The sequence below is a fragment of the Streptococcus sp. K0074 genome, from assembly GCF_048843365.1.
GTDB lineage: Bacteria > Bacillota > Bacilli > Lactobacillales > Streptococcaceae > Streptococcus > Streptococcus mitis_BM.
Genome location: NZ_CP184836.1, coordinates 338,652 through 356,096 on the forward strand (window position 1 = coordinate 338,652; position 17,445 = coordinate 356,096).

Sequence of the window (17,445 nt, forward strand, 5' to 3'; positions counted from 1 at the left end):
TTTAAAGATAACTATTTTGTAGAAAAATGACTATCATTTGTGTATGTATTTTCTGCCTTAAAAGCTATATACTGAAAATGAAACTTGTTTGAAAGAGGATACTGCACGATGATTTATTCAAAAGAAATTGTTAGAGAATGGCTGGATGAAGTAGCAGAACGTGCTAAGGACCATCCAGAGTGGGTGGATGTCTTTGAGCGTTGCTATACAGACACCTTGGACAATACGGTTGAAATCCTAGAAGATGGTTCAACTTTTGTCTTGACTGGGGATATTCCTGCTATGTGGCTTCGGGATTCGACAGCCCAACTCAGACCCTACCTTCATGTGGCTAAAAGAGATGACCTCCTGCGTCAGACCATTGCTGGTTTGGTCAAACGTCAGATGACCTTGGTACTCAAGGATCCTTATGCCAACTCATTTAACATTGAGGAAAACTGGAAGGGGCACCACGAGACTGACCATACAGACCTTAATGGATGGATTTGGGAACGCAAGTACGAAGTGGACTCTCTTTGCTATCCTTTGCAGTTGGCTTATCTCCTTTGGAAAGAGACTGGCGAGACTAGTCAGTTTGATGAAACTTTTGTTGCAGCGACTAAGAAGATTCTCCATCTTTGGACGGTAGAACAGGACCACAAGAACTCTCCTTATCGTTTTGTTCGTGATACCGATCGTAAGGAAGACACTTTGGTAAATGATGGCTTTGGACCTGATTTTGCAGTGACAGGTATGACTTGGTCAGCTTTTCGTCCGAGCGATGACTGCTGTCAGTATAGTTACTTGATTCCGTCCAATATGTTTGCAGTAGTAGTCTTGGGTTACGTGCAAGAAATCTTTGCAAAATTAGACCTAGCTGATAGCGAGAGTATTATTGCTGATGCTAAGCGTCTCCAGTCTGAAATCCAAGAAGGAATCGAAAACTACGCTTACACCACCAATAGTAAGGGTGAAAAGATTTACGCCTTTGAAGTGGATGGCTTGGGAAATGCTAGCATCATGGATGATCCAAACGTACCAAGTTTACTGGCTGCGCCGTATCTGGGCTATTGCGACATTGAAGACGAAGTGTATCAAGCAACTCGTCGCACTATTTTGAGCCCAGAAAATCCCTACTTCTACCAAGGAGAATATGCTAGTGGTCTCGGAAGTTCTCATACCTTCTATCGCTATATCTGGCCAATTGCTCTTTCTATCCAAGGCTTGACAACAAGAGATAAGGCAGAGAAGAAATTCTTGCTGGATCAGCTGGTTGCTTGCGATGGTGGGACAGGTGTCATGCATGAAAGCTTCCACGTGGACGACCCAACTCTCTACTCTCGTGAATGGTTCTCCTGGGCCAACATGATGTTCTGTGAGTTAGTCTTGGATTACCTGGATATCCGCTAATACTCTTCGAAAATCAAATTCAAACCACGTCAGCTTCGCCTTGCCGTACTCAAGTACAGCCTGCGGCTAGCTTCCTAGTTTGCTCTTTGATTTTCATTGAGTATAAGGAGCTCGCTTTAGTTTCACCGATTCGTGTCAGAATCACACCTTTACATTTAAAACGTTAAAATTTAAATTTAGAATGAGGTTTTACTTCATGGAAAATGTTGTTGTACATATTATCTCACATAGTCACTGGGATCGTGAGTGGTACTTGCCTTTTGAAAGCCACCGTATGCAGTTGGTGGAATTATTTGACAATCTCTTTGATCTCTTTGAAAATGATCCTGAATTCAAGAGCTTCCACTTGGATGGTCAAACCATTGTCCTTGATGACTACTTGGAGATTCGCCCTGAAAATCGCGACAAAGTTCAACGCTACATTGACGAAGGAAAATTGAAAATTGGTCCCTTTTACATTCTGCAGGATGATTACTTGATTTCAAGTGAAGCCAATGTCCGCAATACCTTGATTGGCCAAGCAGAAGCTGCAAAATGGGGCAAATCAACCCAGATTGGTTACTTCCCAGATACCTTTGGAAATATGGGGCAAGCGCCTCAAATCCTTCAAAAATCAGGCATTCACGTAGCAGCCTTTGGTCGTGGTGTGAAGCCGATTGGATTTGACAACCAAGTCCTCGAAGATGAGCAGTTTACTTCTCAGTTTTCAGAAATGTACTGGCAGGGTGCGGATGGTAGTCGTGTCCTCGGTATCCTCTTTGCCAACTGGTACAGTAACGGGAATGAAATTCCAGTTGATAAAGATGAGGCCTTGACCTTCTGGAAACAAAAATTGTCAGATGTGCGTGCCTACGCTTCGACTAACCAATGGTTGATGATGAACGGCTGTGACCACCAGCCTGTACAGAAAAATCTGAGCGAAGCCATTCGTGTGGCAAATGAACTCTTCCCAGATGTAACCTTTGTTCATAGTTCCTTTGATGAATATGTTCAAGCTGTGGAAGGTGCCCTTCCTGAACACTTATCAACGGTTACAGGTGAGTTGACCAGTCAGGAAACAGACGGCTGGTACACACTTGCCAATACTTCTTCATCACGTATTTATCTCAAACAAGCCTTCCAGGAAAATAGTAATCTGCTAGAACAAGTGGTAGAACCCTTGACCGTCATTACTGGTGGACATAACCACAAGGACCAGTTGACCTATGCTTGGAAAACACTTTTGCAGAATGCGCCGCATGATAGTATCTGTGGCTGTAGCGTGGACGAAGTTCACCGTGAGATGGAGACACGTTTTGCCAAGGTCAACCAAGTCGGAAACTTTGTTAAGAGCAACTTGCTCAATGAGTGGAAGGGTAAAATTGCTACGGCTAAGGCTCAAAGTGATCACCTCTTTACGGTTATTAACACAGGCTTGCATGATAAGGTCGATACGGTTAGTACAGTAATTGATGTGGTGACTTGTGATTTCAAGGAATTGCACCCAACAGAAGGTTACAAGAAGATGGCTGCTCTTACCTTGCCAAGCTACCGTGTGGAGGACTTGGATGGTCGTCCTTTAGAGGCTAAAATCGAAGACCTCGGAGCTAATTTTGAGTACGATTTACCAAAAGATAAGTTCCGCCAAGCTCGTATCGCTCGCCAAGTGCGCGTGACCATTCCAGTTCACCTAGCGCCACTTTCTTGGACAACCTTCCAATTGCTGGAAGGAGAACAAGAACACCGCGACGGTATTTACCAAAACGGAGTGATTGATACGCCATTTGTAACGGTGAGTATGGATGACAACATTACAGTCTATGACAAGACAACTCACGAAGCTTACGAAGACTTTATCCGCTTCGAAGACCGTGGGGACATCGGAAACGAGTATATCTATTTCCAACCAAAAGGCACAGAGCCAATCTATGCAGAGCTTAAGGGTTACGAGGTCTTGGAAAATACAGCTCGCTACGCTAAGATTTTGCTCAAACATGAATTGACTGTGCCTATCAGTGCCGATAAAAAGCTAGAAGAAGAGCAAAAAGGCATTATCGAGTTTATGAAGCGTGAGGCTGGACGGTCAGAAGAATTGACAAGCATTCCTCTTGAAACTGAGTTGACTGTCTTTGTTGACAATCCACAAATCCGCTTCAAGACTCGCTTTACTAACACTGCTAAAGACCACCGTATCCGTCTCTTGGTCAAGACTCATAACACGCGTCCAAGCAATGATTCCGAAAGCATCTATGAAGTGGTGACACGACCAAACAAACCAGCGGCTTCATGGGAAAATCCTGAAAATCCTCAACACCAACAAGCCTTTGTCAGTCTGTATGACGATGAAAAAGGTGTGACTGTATCCAACAAGGGATTGAATGAATACGAAATCCTTAGAGACGACACCATTGCCGTGACTATTTTGCGTGCATCAGGTGAATTGGGTGACTGGGGCTACTTCCCAACACCAGAAGCTCAGTGCTTGCGTGAGTTTGAAGTCGAATTTGCGATTGAATGCCACCAAGCCCAAGAACGCTTTTCAGCCTATCGTCGTGCTAAAGCCTTGCAGACACCATTTACTAGCCTTCAGCTTGCTAAACAAGAAGGAAGCGTGGCTGCGACTGGTAGCCTCTTGAGCCATTCTGTTCTCAGCATACCGCAAATCTGCCCAACAGCCTTTAAGGTCGCTGAAAATGAAGAAGGCTATGTTCTTCGTTACTACAATATGTGTAGTGAAAATGTACGTGTACCGGAAAGTCAACATCTCTTCCTTGACCTACTTGAACGACCATACCCAGTTCATAGAGGCCTCATTTCACCACAAGAGATTCGTACAGAATTCATCAAAAAAGAAGAAATTTAATTTCAAAAAGTAAACATAAAAAGAAAGGAGGGGCGAAAAGGTAAGAACTAACTGCTGATTCGCCCCTTTTTATGGTAAAAACAATGACCATTGCAACGATTGATATCGGAGGGACTGGGATTAAGTTTGCAAGTCTGACTCCTGATGGGAAAATATTGGATAAGACAAGTATCCCAACACCAGAAAACTTAGAGGATTTAATAGCTTGGCTAGACCAACGCTTGTCAGAACAAGATTATAGTGGGATTGCGATGAGTGTTCCAGGTGCGGTCAATCAAGAGACAGGTGTGATTGATGGCTTCAGTGCCGTGCCCTACATCCACGGCTTTTCTTGGTATGAAGCCCTTGCCCATCATCAGCTGCCTGTCCATCTAGAGAATGATGCCAACTGCGTTGGACTTAGTGAATTGCTAGCTCATACAGAACTTGAAAATGCAGCCTGTGTCGTGATTGGTACAGGGATTGGTGGGGCCATGATTATCAATGGGAGACTTCACCGAGGTCGCCACGGTCTGGGTGGGGAATTTGGCTACATGACAATCCTTGCCCCTGCTGAAAAGCTTAACAACTGGTCGCAACTAGCGTCAACTGGAAATATGGTGCGCTACGTGATTGAAAAATCTGGTCAGACTGACTGGGACGGTCGCAAGATTTATCAAGAGGCCGCAGCAGGAAATGCCCTTTGTCAAGAAGCCATTGAGCGCATGAACTGCAATCTGGCGCAAGGCTTGCTCAATATTCAGTATCTCATCGACCCAGATGTCATTAGTCTGGGAGGATCTATCAGTCAGAATCCCGACTTTATCCAAGGTGTTCAAAAAGCTGTCGATGAATTTGTCGAAACCTACGAAGAATACACGGTCGCACCAGTTATCCAAGCTTGCACCTATCATGCAGATGCCAATCTCTACGGTGCCCTTGTCAACTGGCTACAGGAGGAAAACCAATGGTAAGATTTACAGGAATTAGTGACAAACAAGCGCAAACTATTGAGGTTTTAAACGGTCACATTTCTTTGCCAGATGTAGAGATAGATGTCACTCAGTCTGACCAAGCCTCTATCTCTATCAAGGGTGAGAGTGGTCATTATCAATTGACCTACCGCAAACCTCACCAACTCTATCGCGCCTTGTCCTTGTTGGCAACGGCTCTAGCAGAATCTGACAAGGTCGAGATTGAAGAACAGGCAGCATATGAAGATTTAGCCTATATGGCTGACTGTTCGCGAAATGCGGTGCTGAATGTGGCATCTGCCAAGCAGATGATTGAGGTCTTGGCTCTCATGGGCTATTCAACCTTTGAGCTTTACATGGAAGACACCTACCAGATTGAAGGACAACCTTACTTTGGCTATTTCCGTGGAGCCTACTCAGCTGAGGAATTGCAGGAAATCGAAGCCTATGCCCAACAGTTTGACATGACCTTTGTGCCTTGCATTCAGACCTTGGCCCACTTGTCAGCCTTTGTCAAATGGGGTGTCAAAGAAGTGCAGGAACTCCGTGATGTAGAGGATATTCTTCTCATTGGAGAAGAAAAGGTTTATAACCTGATTGATGGCATGTTTGCGACGCTATCTAAACTGAAGACTCGCAAGGTCAATATCGGGATGGACGAAGCCCACTTGGTTGGTTTGGGACGCTACTTGATTCTGAACGGTGTTGTGGATCGTAGTCTCCTCATGTGCCAACACTTGGAGCGTGTGCTGGATATTGCAGACAAATATGGATTCCACTGCCAGATGTGGAGCGATATGTTCTTCAAACTCATGTCGGCAGATGGCCAGTACGACCGTGATGTTGAAATTCCAGAGGAAACTCGTGTTTACTTAGACCGTCTCAAAGATCGTGTAACCTTGGTTTACTGGGATTACTACCAGGATAGCGAGGAAAAATATAATCGCAACTTCCGCAACCATCACAAGATTAGCCATGACCTTGCCTTTGCAGGAGGTGCTTGGAAGTGGATCGGTTTCACACCCAATAACCATTTCAGCCGTCTCATCGCAGTCGAAGCCAATAAAGCTTGCCGTGCCAATGAGATCAAAGAAGTCATTGTGACGGGTTGGGGGGACAATGGTGGTGAAACTGCTCAGTTTTCTATCCTACCAAGCCTGCAAATCTGGGCAGAACTCAGCTATCGCAATGATCTAGACCGTTTGTCAGCTCACTTCAAGACCAATACAGGTCTTTCGGTTGAGGATTTCATGCAGATTGACCTAGCTAACCTCTTGCCAGATCTACCAAGCAATCTCAGTGGTATCAATCCCAACCGCTATGTCTTTTATCAGGATGTTCTCTGCCCGATTCTTGATCGACACATGACACCTGAACAGGACAAGCCACACTTCTCTCAGGCTTCTGAGACGCTTGCTGACATTAAAGAAAAAGCTGGAAACTATGCCTATCTTTTTGAAACTCAGGCCCAGTTGAACCATATTTTAAGTAGCAAAGTCGATGTGGGACGACGCATTCGTCAGGCTTACCAAACGGATGATAAGGACAATCTGCAAGAAATCGCAAGACAAGAATTACCAGAACTCAGAAGCCAAATCGAACACTTCCATGCTCTCTTTAGCCACCAATGGCTGAAAGAAAACAAGGTCTTTGGCTTGGATACAGTTGACATCCGTATGGGCGGACTCTTGCAACGCATCAAGCGAGCAGAAAGTCGTATTGAGGCTTATCTGGCAGGTCAGCTTGACCGTATTGACGAGTTAGAAGTGGAAATCCTGCCATTTACTGACTTCTACGCAGATAAGGATTTCGCAGCTACAACAGCCAACCAGTGGCATACCATCGCGACAGCCTCAACGATTTACACGACTTAGAACAAGAATACTGTGGCTTATGCAGAGTGTTTCTCGTGAAACATCCCTTTCTTCAAAAGTACTCCACATAAAATAATTTGTGGAGTTTTTTCTATAATTAGTAGTTTAACCTAACCTTCAAATAGGAGTATACTAATAATGTAATCGTTATCAAAAGTCTAAAAAGGAATTTTTAGATGGGTATCAAAATAAAAAAGGGAGGAAATTATGAATAAGTTTTCAAAAACCTTGAGAGATAACTGGATCTTTCTCTTGATGGTTTTGCCAGGGGCACTCTGGTTGATTCTATTCTTCTACATTCCAGTATTTGGGAACGTGGTTGCCTTCAAAGACTACCACATGACTAGTAATGGTTTCATAGATAGTATCATGAATAGTAAATGGGTCGGACTCGATAATTTCAGATTCTTATTTAGTTCAAAAGACGCCTTTATTATTACACGAAATACTGTCCTCTACAATCTCGGCTTTATCTTTATTGGTTTAATTGTATCTGTAGGGATTGCCATTATTCTCAGTGAACTCCGTTCTAAGAGAATGGTTAAGATCTTCCAAACTTCCATGTTGTTCCCTTACTTCTTGTCTTGGGTTATCATCAGTTTCTTTACAGATGCCTTCCTAAACATTGATAAAGGGGTGTTCAACCATTTCCTAGAGTCTATCGGAATGAAGGAAATCAATTTCTACGCTGACTTAGGTATCTGGCCATATCTCCTACTTTTCCTAGGTATTTGGAAAGGTTTTGGATATAGCAGTGTCATGTACTATGCAACAATCATGGGAATTGATCCAACCTACTATGAAGCAGCAACGGTGGACGGTGCTAGCAAATGGCAACGAATTCGCAATGTAACCATTCCACAGTTAACACCGTTGGTAACCGTATTGACTATCCTGGCAGTAGGAAATATCTTCCGTGCAGACTTCGGTCTCTTCTACCAAATCCCCCATAATGCTGGTCAGCTTTATAACGTAACCAACGTCTTGGACGTATATGTTTATAATGGTTTGACCCAGACAGCGGATATCGGGATGGCTTCAGCGGCAGGTCTCTACCAATCAGTAGTCGGTTTGCTTTTGGTTATCCTATCAAACTTACTTGCAAGACGAGTTGATCCAAACTCAGCCTTGTTCTAGAAAGGAGGAGAATATGGCAGAAAAGAAAATTAAAAAAGAAAAAATTGATAATGTCGGCATTCACTCCTTCAGTAAGAAAGCAGATATCTTCTTCAGTACCATTTCTGGTTTGATCGCCCTCTCTTGTATCCTACCCTTCGTATTCGTTATTGTTATTTCGGTGACAGATGAAAAGAGTATCCTTCAAAATGGATATAGCTTCTTCCCATCCCAATTTGGATTAGACGGTTTTGAATTTTTGGCACAGTTTAAGGATAAAATCCTCCAAGCCCTCTTCATCTCAGTCTTTGTAACAGTGGTGGGGACTATCACAAACGTTTTTATCACAACAACTTATGCTTACGCCATTTCACGGACAACCTTTAAGTATCGCAGATTCTTTACGATCTTTGCCCTTCTTAGTATGTTGTTCAATGCTGGTTTGGTACCAGGCTATATCGTGGTCACTCGTTTGCTTCAACTTGGTGATACAGTTTGGGCCTTGATTGTTCCAATGCTTCTCTCACCATTTAACATCATCTTGATGCGTTCCTTCTTTAAGAAGACCATTCCAGAAGCTATTCTCGAATCTGCTCGTATCGATGGTGCCAGTGAAGCCCGGATCTTCTTCCAAATCTGTTTACCATTGTCACTACCAGGTATCGCAACCATCACGCTCTTGACAGCTCTTGGTTTCTGGAATGACTGGTTCAACGCCCTTCTTTACATTAAGAGTGACAACTTGTATCCATTGCAATATTTGCTCATGCAAATCCAACAAAATATGGATTACATCGCCAAAGCAGTCGGCCTTTCTGGTCAACTGGGAGTTGCTCTTCCAAAAGAAACAGGTCGTATGGCCATGGTTGTGGTCGCAACCCTTCCAATCGCGATTTTGTATCCATTCTTCCAACGCTACTTTGTAAAAGGTTTGACTATCGGTGGTGTGAAAGAATAGTACTTGTCGAGAAATACCCTTTCTAATTTCCAAACTTTCCTTGCGTGAAGTTAAGATCATTACATTGTTTATAAGTTTAAAAATAAAAAAAGGAGTTTTTGTCATGAAAAACTGGAAAAAATATGCTTTTGCATCTGCTAGCGTAGTCGCTTTGGCTGCTGGTCTCGCTGCTTGTGGAAACCTTTCAGGTAACAACAAGAAAGCTGCTGACTCAGCTTCAGGTGAAAAACCTGTTATCAAAATGTACCAAATCGGTGACAAACCAGATAACTTGGATGAATTGCTAGAAAATGCTAACAAAATCATCGGAGAAAAAGTTGGTGCTAAATTGGATATCCAATATCTTGGATGGGGTGACTATGATAAGAAAATGTCAGTTATCACATCATCTGGTGAAAACTACGATATCGCCTTTGCATCTAACTATGTTGTAAATGCTCAAAAAGGTGCCTATGCTGACTTGACAGAATTGTACAAAAAAGAAGGTAAAGACCTTTACAAAGCACTTGACCCAGCTTACATCAAAGGTAACAGCATTAACGGTAAAATTTACGCAGTTCCAGTTGCAGCCAACGTTGCATCATCTCAAAACTTCGCCTTCAACGGAACTCTTCTTGCTAAATACGGTATCGATATTTCAGGTGTCACTTCATATGAAACACTTGAACCAGTCTTGAAACAAATCAAAGAAAAAGCTCCAGATGTAGTGCCATTTGCGGTTACTAAGAACTTCATCCCATCTGATAACTTTGACTACCCAGTTCCAAATGGACTTCCATTCGTTATCGACCTTGAAGGCGACACTACTAAGATCGTAAACCGTTACGAAGTGCCTCGCTTTAAAGAACACTTGAAGACTCTTCACAAATTCTATGAAGCTGGATACATTCCAAAAGATGTAGCAACAAGCGATACTTCATTTGAACTTCAACAAGATACTTGGTTCGTTCGTGAAGAAACAGTAGGACCAGCTGACTACGGTAACAGCTTGCTTTCACGTGTTGCGAACAAAGATATCCAAATCAAACCAATTACTAACTTCATCAAGAAAAACCAAACAACACAAGTTGCTAACTTTGTTATCTCAAACAACTCTAAGAACAAAGAAAAATCAATGGAAGTGTTGAACCTCTTGAATACTAACCCAGAACTCTTGAACGGTCTTGTTTATGGTCCAGAAGGCAAGAACTGGGAAAAAATTGCAGGTAAAGAAAATCGTGTACGCGTCCTTGATGGCTACAAAGGAAACACTCACATGGGTGGATGGAACACTGGTAACAACTGGATCCTTTACATCAACGAAAACGTTACAGACCAACAAATCGCAGATTCTAAGAAACAATTGGCCGAAGCTAAAGAATCTCCAGCGCTTGGATTCATCTTTAACACTGACAATGTGAAATCTGAAATCTCAGCTATCTCTAACACAATGCAACAATTCGATACAGCTATCAACACTGGTACTGTAGACCCAGATAAAGCTATCCCAGAATTGATGGAAAAATTGAAATCTGAAGGTGCCTACGAAAAAGTATTGAACGAAATGCAAAAACAATACGATGAATTCTTGAAAAATAAAAAATCATAAGATAAATTGATTTCGTGTATTCATTCCTAATTCCTAAAAACTGAATCACTGTTTTCCTCAGGCTTATCTGGGGGAGGCAGTGATTTTTTGAAACAAAGACATAGATATTCCTGTTTTCTCATTTCCCTTATTTTAACCATTCAGGAAATCTCAAGTACCATTTAGGATTGGGAGTAAGGATTTGGGGGAATATGGCTTATATTAGAGATGTTCCGAGTTTACAAAGGAGGGTTCACATGAAAAAGTATCAGCTTGTCTTCAAAATAAGTGCAGTCTTGTCTTACCTATTTTTCGTATTTGGTCTTTCTCAGCTGACGCTTATTGTTCAAAATTATTGGCAATTTTCTTCCCAGATTGGCAATTTCGTCTGGATTCAAAATATCTTGAGTTTACTATTTAGCGGAGTCATGATTTGGATTCTGGTTAAGACAGGTCATGGTTATCTCTTTCACATTCCAAGAAAAAAATGGCTTTGGTATTCGATTTTGACAGTATTAGTGGTAGTGCTCCAGATCTCTTTTAACGTTCAGACAGCTAAACATGTTCAGTCAACTGCTGAAGGTTGGGCTGTATTGATCGGTTATAGTGGGACCAACTTTGCTGAGCTAGGTATCTATATAACTTTGTTCTTTCTGACTCCACTTATGGAAGAGCTAATCTATAGAGGATTACTGCAACACGCCTTTTTTAAGCATTCGAGATTTGGCCTTGATTTGCTTCTTCCGTCAATTTTATTTGCTCTTCCTCATTTTTCAAGCCTGCCTAGTTTGTTAGATATCTTCGTCTTTGCAACATCTGGCATCATCTTTGCTAGTTTGACCCGCTATACCAAGAGCATTTATCCTTCCTATGCGGTGCATGTGATCAATAATATTTTCGCAACATTACCATTTCTGCTGACTTTTTTACAGAGGGTGTTTGGGTAAATACTGACGCGAGAGTTAGGAATGAACGTTTTTCAATTTAAGGAGGTAAATGAGTATGACACCATTAAAATGGTTTGCTGGAGGAAGCGAAAGACGTTGTGAAGCCATGACGGTCATTGATTATCTATTGGAAGATATAAAGGCTGCACCTCAACTTGCTCCCCTGAAAAATCAGTTAGTGAGTTATAAAAGACGATTAAAGGACGATGGGACCTCTGTTCCATTTATATTGAGTCAAATGAATGTTGACATCTCACGTGTGTTGATTGATAACAAGCTGAGTTTGTCAGAAAGTCAAGCCGAGCAGATAAAGAAATTAAGAGAATTATCGGCGATTCGCTATGGTTATTAATGAAATGCAGGGATAAATCCTTTTCTACAATTTCCAGTCAAATAAATTGCATTCGTTTTCTTAAGCAGGTATACTAATATGGATAAATAAAAAATTTAGAAAATTTAAGAATAGAAAAGAGAACAAATCTTATGGCAAAAGATATTCGTGTCTTACTTTACTACCTTTATACTCCAATTGAAAATGCAGAGCAATTTGCTGCAGACCACTTGGCTTTCTGTAAATCAATCGGTCTTAAAGGCCGTATCCTAGTCGCTGATGAGGGAATTAACGGAACAGTTTCAGGTGATTATGAAACAACTCAAAAATACATGGACTACGTTCACAGCCTACCAGGTATGGAAAATCTCTGGTTCAAGATTGACGAAGAAAATGAACAAGCTTTCAAGAAGATGTTTGTTCGCTACAAGAAAGAAATTGTCCACCTTGGTTTGGAAGACAACGACTTTGACAACGACATCAACCCACTTGAAACAACAGGTGCTTACTTGTCTCCAAAAGAGTTCAAAGAAGCTCTTCTTGACGAAGATACAGTCGTCCTTGACACACGTAACGACTATGAGTACGACCTAGGACATTTCCGTGGAGCTATCCGCCCAGACATCCGCAACTTCCGTGAGTTGCCACAATGGGTTCGTGATAACAAGGAAAAATTCATGGATAAGCGTGTCGTGGTTTACTGTACAGGTGGCGTTCGCTGTGAGAAATTCTCAGGTTGGATGGTTCGTGAAGGCTACAAAGATGTTGGCCAATTGCACGGAGGAATCGCAACTTACGGTAAAGACCCAGAAGTTCAAGGTGAGCTTTGGGATGGGAAAATGTATGTCTTTGACGAGCGTATCGCCGTAGATGTTAACCATGTCAACCCAACCATCGTAGGGAAAGACTGGTTTGATGGAACACCATGTGAACGTTATGTCAACTGTGGAAATCCATTCTGTAACCGTCGTATCTTGACATCAGAAGAAAATGAAGACAAGTACCTTCGTGGATGCTCACACGAGTGCCGTGTTCACCCACGTAACCGCTATGTTTCAGAAATTGAATTGACACAAGCTGAAGTTGTCGAGCGTCTAGCCGCTATCGGTGAAAGCTTGGATCAAGCAGCTACTGTATAAGATTAAACAGTCCTTAGGGGCTGTTTTTCTATGCTTTTTACTCAAAAATTAATACTCAATGAAAATCAAAGAGCAAACTAGGAAGCTAGCCGCAGGCTGTACTTGAGTACGGCAAGGCGAAGCTGACGCGGTTTGAATTTGATTTTCGAAGAGTATAAAGTTTGTTTTTGTATCTTTCAGAAAAATAGGGTATACTATATGTAAACGATTTCAAAGGAGTCCAGTTATGACGAAAACATTTTTTATTCCAAATAAACAGAGCATTTTAGGAGAACAGGAAATTTTGACTGCCAAGTCTATCTTGGCCTTGGTAGATGGTTTGGAGTCACATAGCTATGATGCTGTCTATCTCCGTCAGCCTCTTAATCGTCTCGAATATATCGAGTGTGCGATAGTGGGGCAATCACAATTTCTTTTTAAAGTCAGTTATGCTGATGGTCAAAAGGCTTACCGTATCGATCTTCCTGACCTACTAACGAAGACAGACTGGCAGATTATCAAGTCATTTTTAGATGCTCTGCTTGCTTACACAGGAACTGAGATTGAGGGGCTCGATGGTTTTGACTTTGAAGCTTATTTCCAAGCAAGTATTCAAGCCCATCTGGCTGATAGTGCAGCCCGTTTTACGATTTGCCAAGGAATTTTTAATCCTGTTTTCTTTAGTCATGAGGACTTGAAAAGCTTTTTAGAGGCAGATGGTTTGGCTCAGTTTGAAGCACGTGTACGTGCGGTTCAAGAGACAGATGCCTATTTTGCAAGAGTTTCCTTCTATCAAGATGGAGAAGACCAAGTGCACGGTGTTTACCATCTGGCTCAAGGGGTCAAGACCGTTTTACCGAGAGAACCATTTGTACCTGCAACCTATGTTGAGCAATTGGTGGATAAGGAAGTCCAGTGGGAGATTGACTTGGTTCAAATCACAGGAGATGGCTCTAAACCAGAAGACTATGAAGCTATCGTTCGCTTGGACTATGCAAAATTCCTAGGGTCACTACCATCAGTATCTTACCACCAACTAGACACCAATCAATTAGAAGTGCAACCCATCTTAGACAAAGATTTTAAAGCATTAGCACAAGAAGAGTAAAGCAGAAGCAGGTCAATCGACTTGCTTTTTTGACATAGAAAAAATCCTGCCATGAAAGACAGGATTGCTACTTAATGAAAATCAAAGAGCAAACTAGGAAGCTAGCCGCAGGCTGTACTTGAGTACGGTAAGGCGAAGCTGACGTGATTTGAATTTGATTTTCGAAGAGTATGAAGTTTAAAGAAAGGCCAAGATACGAAGGTAATCCCCAATCAGTGCGACTTCAGCTACAAAGAAGAGGAGGATGATCACTCCGTTCACAAGGACAGACAAGAATAATTGATAGAAGGAGTCGGTTTCACTTGATTGACTAGGTCTCGTAATGATATGGAGGCTAGCAAGTAGAATGATTCCAATGCTAATCACACACAAGAGGGCTGTAAATCGTAGGCTGTCAAAGAAGGCAAAGAAACTAGCAATAGCAGTGAGGAAGATTGGAATTGCTAAGAGTTGACTATATTGTTGGAGAACCTTTTCTAGCGTCCAGTCCTTTTCTTGGTAGATAAATCGTCTCACGACGAAACTACCCAAGAGGAATGAAAAGAAGAAGAGTGTTGTTGCTACTAGGATAGAGATAATCGAAAAGAGATTTAATGAAGCAAATTGTTCAGGGAAGTGATTATGCATATTTGCTATATGTCCATAGTAAGCATGTTTGATATGGTAGATACTAAAGAAAAAGGAAGATGCAGAAAACAGAATGAGCAAGAGGAAGGCTGTATAACTGTGTGTGCTACTTGTTTCAAGACTGCTTGTAGGAGATTTGAGAGCTTCCACTAGCCAAGACCAAAAATCAAGCACTTGCTCTTTCCATTTATCCGTAGATTTTGGAGCTTGGTCGGGGATATAGGGACTTTCTAAGGATTGACTGATAAGAAGGGGCTCTTTCGTGGTTGGTTTTTGCTGAGGAAGTGCTTCTTGACTCTCTTCAGCTATAGTGACTTTTTCTGTTTCTTTAGAAATATCTGGCCCTTCTTCAGTAGAATCTAATGCCTTCTTTTCTTCTATTTCTGTTATCGATTCACTGTCTTCAGGAGCTTCAATTTTCTCTTCTTGCTGGCTTTCCAGTTCGACTTCAGCTTGAGAGACTTCCTCCTCTACTTGAGTATTTTTTTCAATTGGCGTATCGAGATCGGCTATCGTTTCTTCAGCCTTGTCTGCAACCTCTTGAGCTTGCTCTTCAGGCTTGTTCTTGCTTGTTGTTTTTACAAAATCATTACTTTCAAACCATTCTTGTTTCATGGTAGAACCTCCTTTTTAGTGGGTTATGTGTCATAGTGGTCGATATAAATAGGTTTATTAAGGTCTGTTAGCTGTAGTTTCAAGACTAATATAATCTTCAGCCTTAGCTATGAGTTGACCTTTTACATCGGTTTTTTCAGTTTTGTAAGGGTTGCTTAATTCGTTTGGGTGATGTTGACTCTCATCTCTTGATAACTGATAAATAGGACCATAGTGACTTGATAGGTCTAAGTTGATTTCTTGGCTTTCTTTTTGAGTTAGTGTGATGCTGAGTTCATTTTTAGAAGTTAGTTCTACCTTACCATATACTTTAATATTGTCAACGTAGAAGTGATTTTTTGTTGACTCTAGCTGACTATCTGTAAGGTCTGTGTCAAAGATATTGACGATATTGGGTGTTGTGAGTTTACTGTTTTTGATACGACTTCCTTCAATTCGGAGGAGATAACCATTTGTATTGAGAGTTGCATTTTCAAGGCTAGCATTTATGATGGTGGTTTGTCCACGATTGGCTGAGATGTTGATCCCTTTTAGAGTTCTCCCTTTTGGCAGTCGGAGAATAACTTCGCCAAAACGACTAGAGTAGCTACTTGCGATATGGAGAATCCCGCCAATTCCAGAAGAGAGCAATGGACTTTCAGACAGTTTTTTATCCGTTAGGCTCAGCGTTTTATCGTTTTGATTTGTGACAATATCATGGTTAGCAGAGAGTGATGGATGGTAAGAAATGTGGATTTGATCATCCAAAGAGTCTGTGATGGTGAGCGCGTGTTGATGGAGAGTAATCTCTAGGTTTTCGACTTCCTTGCCAAAGGTCAACTCTTCCATCCGACTATCATAGACAGGCTCCTTGGACATGGCAAGCAGACTCTTAATCCCGTCAGATTGGATCCCTACAAAGAGCAGGATAAAGCCGATAATGGTAGTCACCACACCAAAAATGAGAAATCCTTTTGTCAATTTACGCATGCTGGTCACCTCTCTTTCCTTTTTTGAGAACAAATTGCACCAGGCGAACAATGAGTAGACCGAAGAAGCGGGCTACATAGGAAATACCTAGTAAGACTAGTGAAGAAGCACCGATAGCTAGTAAACCAGCACCAAAAATCAAGATAAAGGCTGATTTGGCTTGGGCGAGAACAGTGAAACTTTCAACTAAAAATAGGAATCCGCCGATGATACCAAGTATGGAAACCGCAAAGAAAGCTAGAATGACAGTTAAGGCTGCCACAAGGATTGCGAACAGGGACACGAGGATGGCGATTCCCAGAGGAATACCGATGGGTGCTGCAAGGAGGGCTAACAAGGCGATATGCAAAATTTGTCGGTTATTTTTTTGAGCGGGTGCCTCATTGATTTTTTTATCGAGAAGATTAGAGAGGACTTCGTGAGCTGCTTCCTTAGGAGTTCCTAAGCTAGCGATGAGTTCTTCCTCTCCTTCGACTCCAGCATCGTCAAAGAGTTCCCTGAAATAGTCCATGGCTTCAATTTGGTCAGCCTGAGGCAGTTTTTTAAGATAAAGTTCTAGCTGAGTCAGGTATTCAGTTCTTGTCATGGCGGATACTCCCTTCTATGATGCCATTGATGGTGTCTGTATAGAGTGTCCATTCATCTTTTAGGGTCACGAGCTGTTCTATACCACCATTTGTCAAGGAGTAGTATTTGCGCATGCGACCTTGGAACTCTCTAGAATAGGTTGTCAGAAAGCTATTGCCTTCCAATTTTTTGAGAATGGGATAGAGTGTGGATTCTTTGATATTAGCGATGAGCTTAATGGTTTGGCTAATCTCATAACCATAAGAATCCCCTTTTTCCAGTACGGCCAAGATGAGAAATTCAATCAAGGCAGAGGATGTTGGAAAGTACATGGGAAACCTCCTTTTCTAATGTGTAAGATTTTTATATATAATTTTTCTACACATACATTGTACATCTAAAAGAAAGCCCTGTCAAGAGAAATGTGTAAAATTTTTATATATAAAAAACTTCTAGCCAAAACT

The 17,445-nt window shown here is 41.8% G+C and carries 15 protein-coding genes; 11 read left to right on the forward strand and 4 right to left on the reverse strand.

The features are described from left to right. Positions 1–108 precede the first annotated feature (108 nt). The 11 genes from ACN076_RS01765 (at position 109) to ACN076_RS01815 (ending at position 14,203) form a co-directional block, all read left to right on the forward strand. Positions 109–1,389 (forward strand): glycoside hydrolase family 125 protein, encoded by a 1,281-nt coding sequence (locus ACN076_RS01765; protein WP_140832814.1) that lies wholly within the window; start codon positions 109–111, stop codon positions 1,387–1,389. Positions 1,390–1,585: 196 nt separating this feature from the next. Beyond that, on the forward strand, positions 1,586–4,231 hold the full coding sequence (locus tag ACN076_RS01770; RefSeq protein ID WP_153192739.1) for an alpha-mannosidase: 2,646 nt from the start codon (positions 1,586–1,588) through the stop codon (positions 4,229–4,231). 83 nt (positions 4,232–4,314) lie between these two features. Then, entirely contained in the window at positions 4,315–5,184 is an 870-nt protein-coding gene (locus ACN076_RS01775; RefSeq protein ID WP_033680938.1) for an ROK family protein, read from the forward strand. Beyond that, a complete protein-coding gene (locus ACN076_RS01780; protein ID WP_153198608.1) occupies positions 5,178–7,058 on the forward strand; it encodes a beta-N-acetylhexosaminidase in 1,881 nt (626 codons plus the stop codon). Before ACN076_RS01775 ends, ACN076_RS01780 begins: the two co-directional genes overlap by 7 nt. Positions 7,059–7,265: 207 nt before the next feature. Further along, positions 7,266–8,195 (forward strand): ABC transporter permease, encoded by a 930-nt coding sequence (locus tag ACN076_RS01785; RefSeq protein ID WP_001032151.1) that lies wholly within the window; start codon positions 7,266–7,268, stop codon positions 8,193–8,195. A 13-nt stretch (positions 8,196–8,208) separates the two neighbouring features. Beyond that, on the forward strand, positions 8,209–9,132 hold the full coding sequence (locus ACN076_RS01790) for a carbohydrate ABC transporter permease (protein ID WP_000818351.1): 924 nt from the start codon (positions 8,209–8,211) through the stop codon (positions 9,130–9,132). Between the two features lie 103 nt (positions 9,133–9,235). Beyond that, positions 9,236–10,720 carry an ABC transporter substrate-binding protein gene (locus ACN076_RS01795; RefSeq protein ID WP_420790036.1) on the forward strand — a complete coding sequence of 495 codons (1,485 nt, stop codon included), beginning with the start codon at positions 9,236–9,238 and terminating at the stop codon, positions 10,718–10,720. Positions 10,721–10,956: 236 nt separating this feature from the next. After that, the gene (locus tag ACN076_RS01800; protein ID WP_420790037.1) at positions 10,957–11,646 is read left to right on the forward strand and encodes a CPBP family intramembrane glutamic endopeptidase; all 690 of its coding nucleotides are present in this window, start codon (positions 10,957–10,959) and stop codon (positions 11,644–11,646) included. Between the two features lie 55 nt (positions 11,647–11,701). Beyond that, entirely contained in the window at positions 11,702–11,998 is a 297-nt protein-coding gene (locus ACN076_RS01805) for a bacteriocin immunity protein (RefSeq protein ID WP_420790038.1), read from the forward strand. Positions 11,999–12,129: 131 nt separating this feature from the next. Continuing rightward, entirely contained in the window at positions 12,130–13,116 is a 987-nt protein-coding gene (locus ACN076_RS01810; RefSeq protein ID WP_420790039.1) for a rhodanese-related sulfurtransferase, read from the forward strand. Between the two features lie 226 nt (positions 13,117–13,342). Further along, positions 13,343–14,203 carry a DUF4299 family protein gene (locus ACN076_RS01815; protein WP_420790040.1) on the forward strand — a complete coding sequence of 287 codons (861 nt, stop codon included), beginning with the start codon at positions 13,343–13,345 and terminating at the stop codon, positions 14,201–14,203. 177 nt (positions 14,204–14,380) lie between these two features. On the opposite strand, the gene ACN076_RS01820 is transcribed toward ACN076_RS01815, so the two are convergent. The 4 genes from ACN076_RS01820 to ACN076_RS01835 are packed head-to-tail and all read right to left on the reverse strand — an operon-like array spanning position 14,381 to position 17,313. Then, positions 14,381–15,445, reverse strand: coding sequence for a DUF6574 domain-containing protein (locus tag ACN076_RS01820; protein ID WP_420790041.1), 1,065 nt, complete (start codon positions 15,443–15,445; stop codon positions 14,381–14,383). 57 nt (positions 15,446–15,502) lie between these two features. After that, positions 15,503–16,414 (reverse strand): DUF4097 family beta strand repeat-containing protein, encoded by a 912-nt coding sequence (locus ACN076_RS01825; RefSeq protein WP_420790042.1) that lies wholly within the window; start codon positions 16,412–16,414, stop codon positions 15,503–15,505. Further along, positions 16,407–17,000, reverse strand: a complete 594-nt coding sequence (locus ACN076_RS01830) for a DUF1700 domain-containing protein (RefSeq protein ID WP_024057314.1) — start codon at positions 16,998–17,000, stop codon at positions 16,407–16,409. The genes ACN076_RS01825 and ACN076_RS01830 overlap by 8 nt, the downstream gene beginning before the upstream one ends. Beyond that, positions 16,987–17,313: a PadR family transcriptional regulator gene (locus ACN076_RS01835; protein ID WP_100104776.1), complete on the reverse strand. Its 327-nt coding sequence runs from the start codon at positions 17,311–17,313 to the stop codon at positions 16,987–16,989. The genes ACN076_RS01830 and ACN076_RS01835 overlap by 14 nt, the downstream gene beginning before the upstream one ends. Between the last annotated feature and the right edge of the window lie 132 nt (positions 17,314–17,445).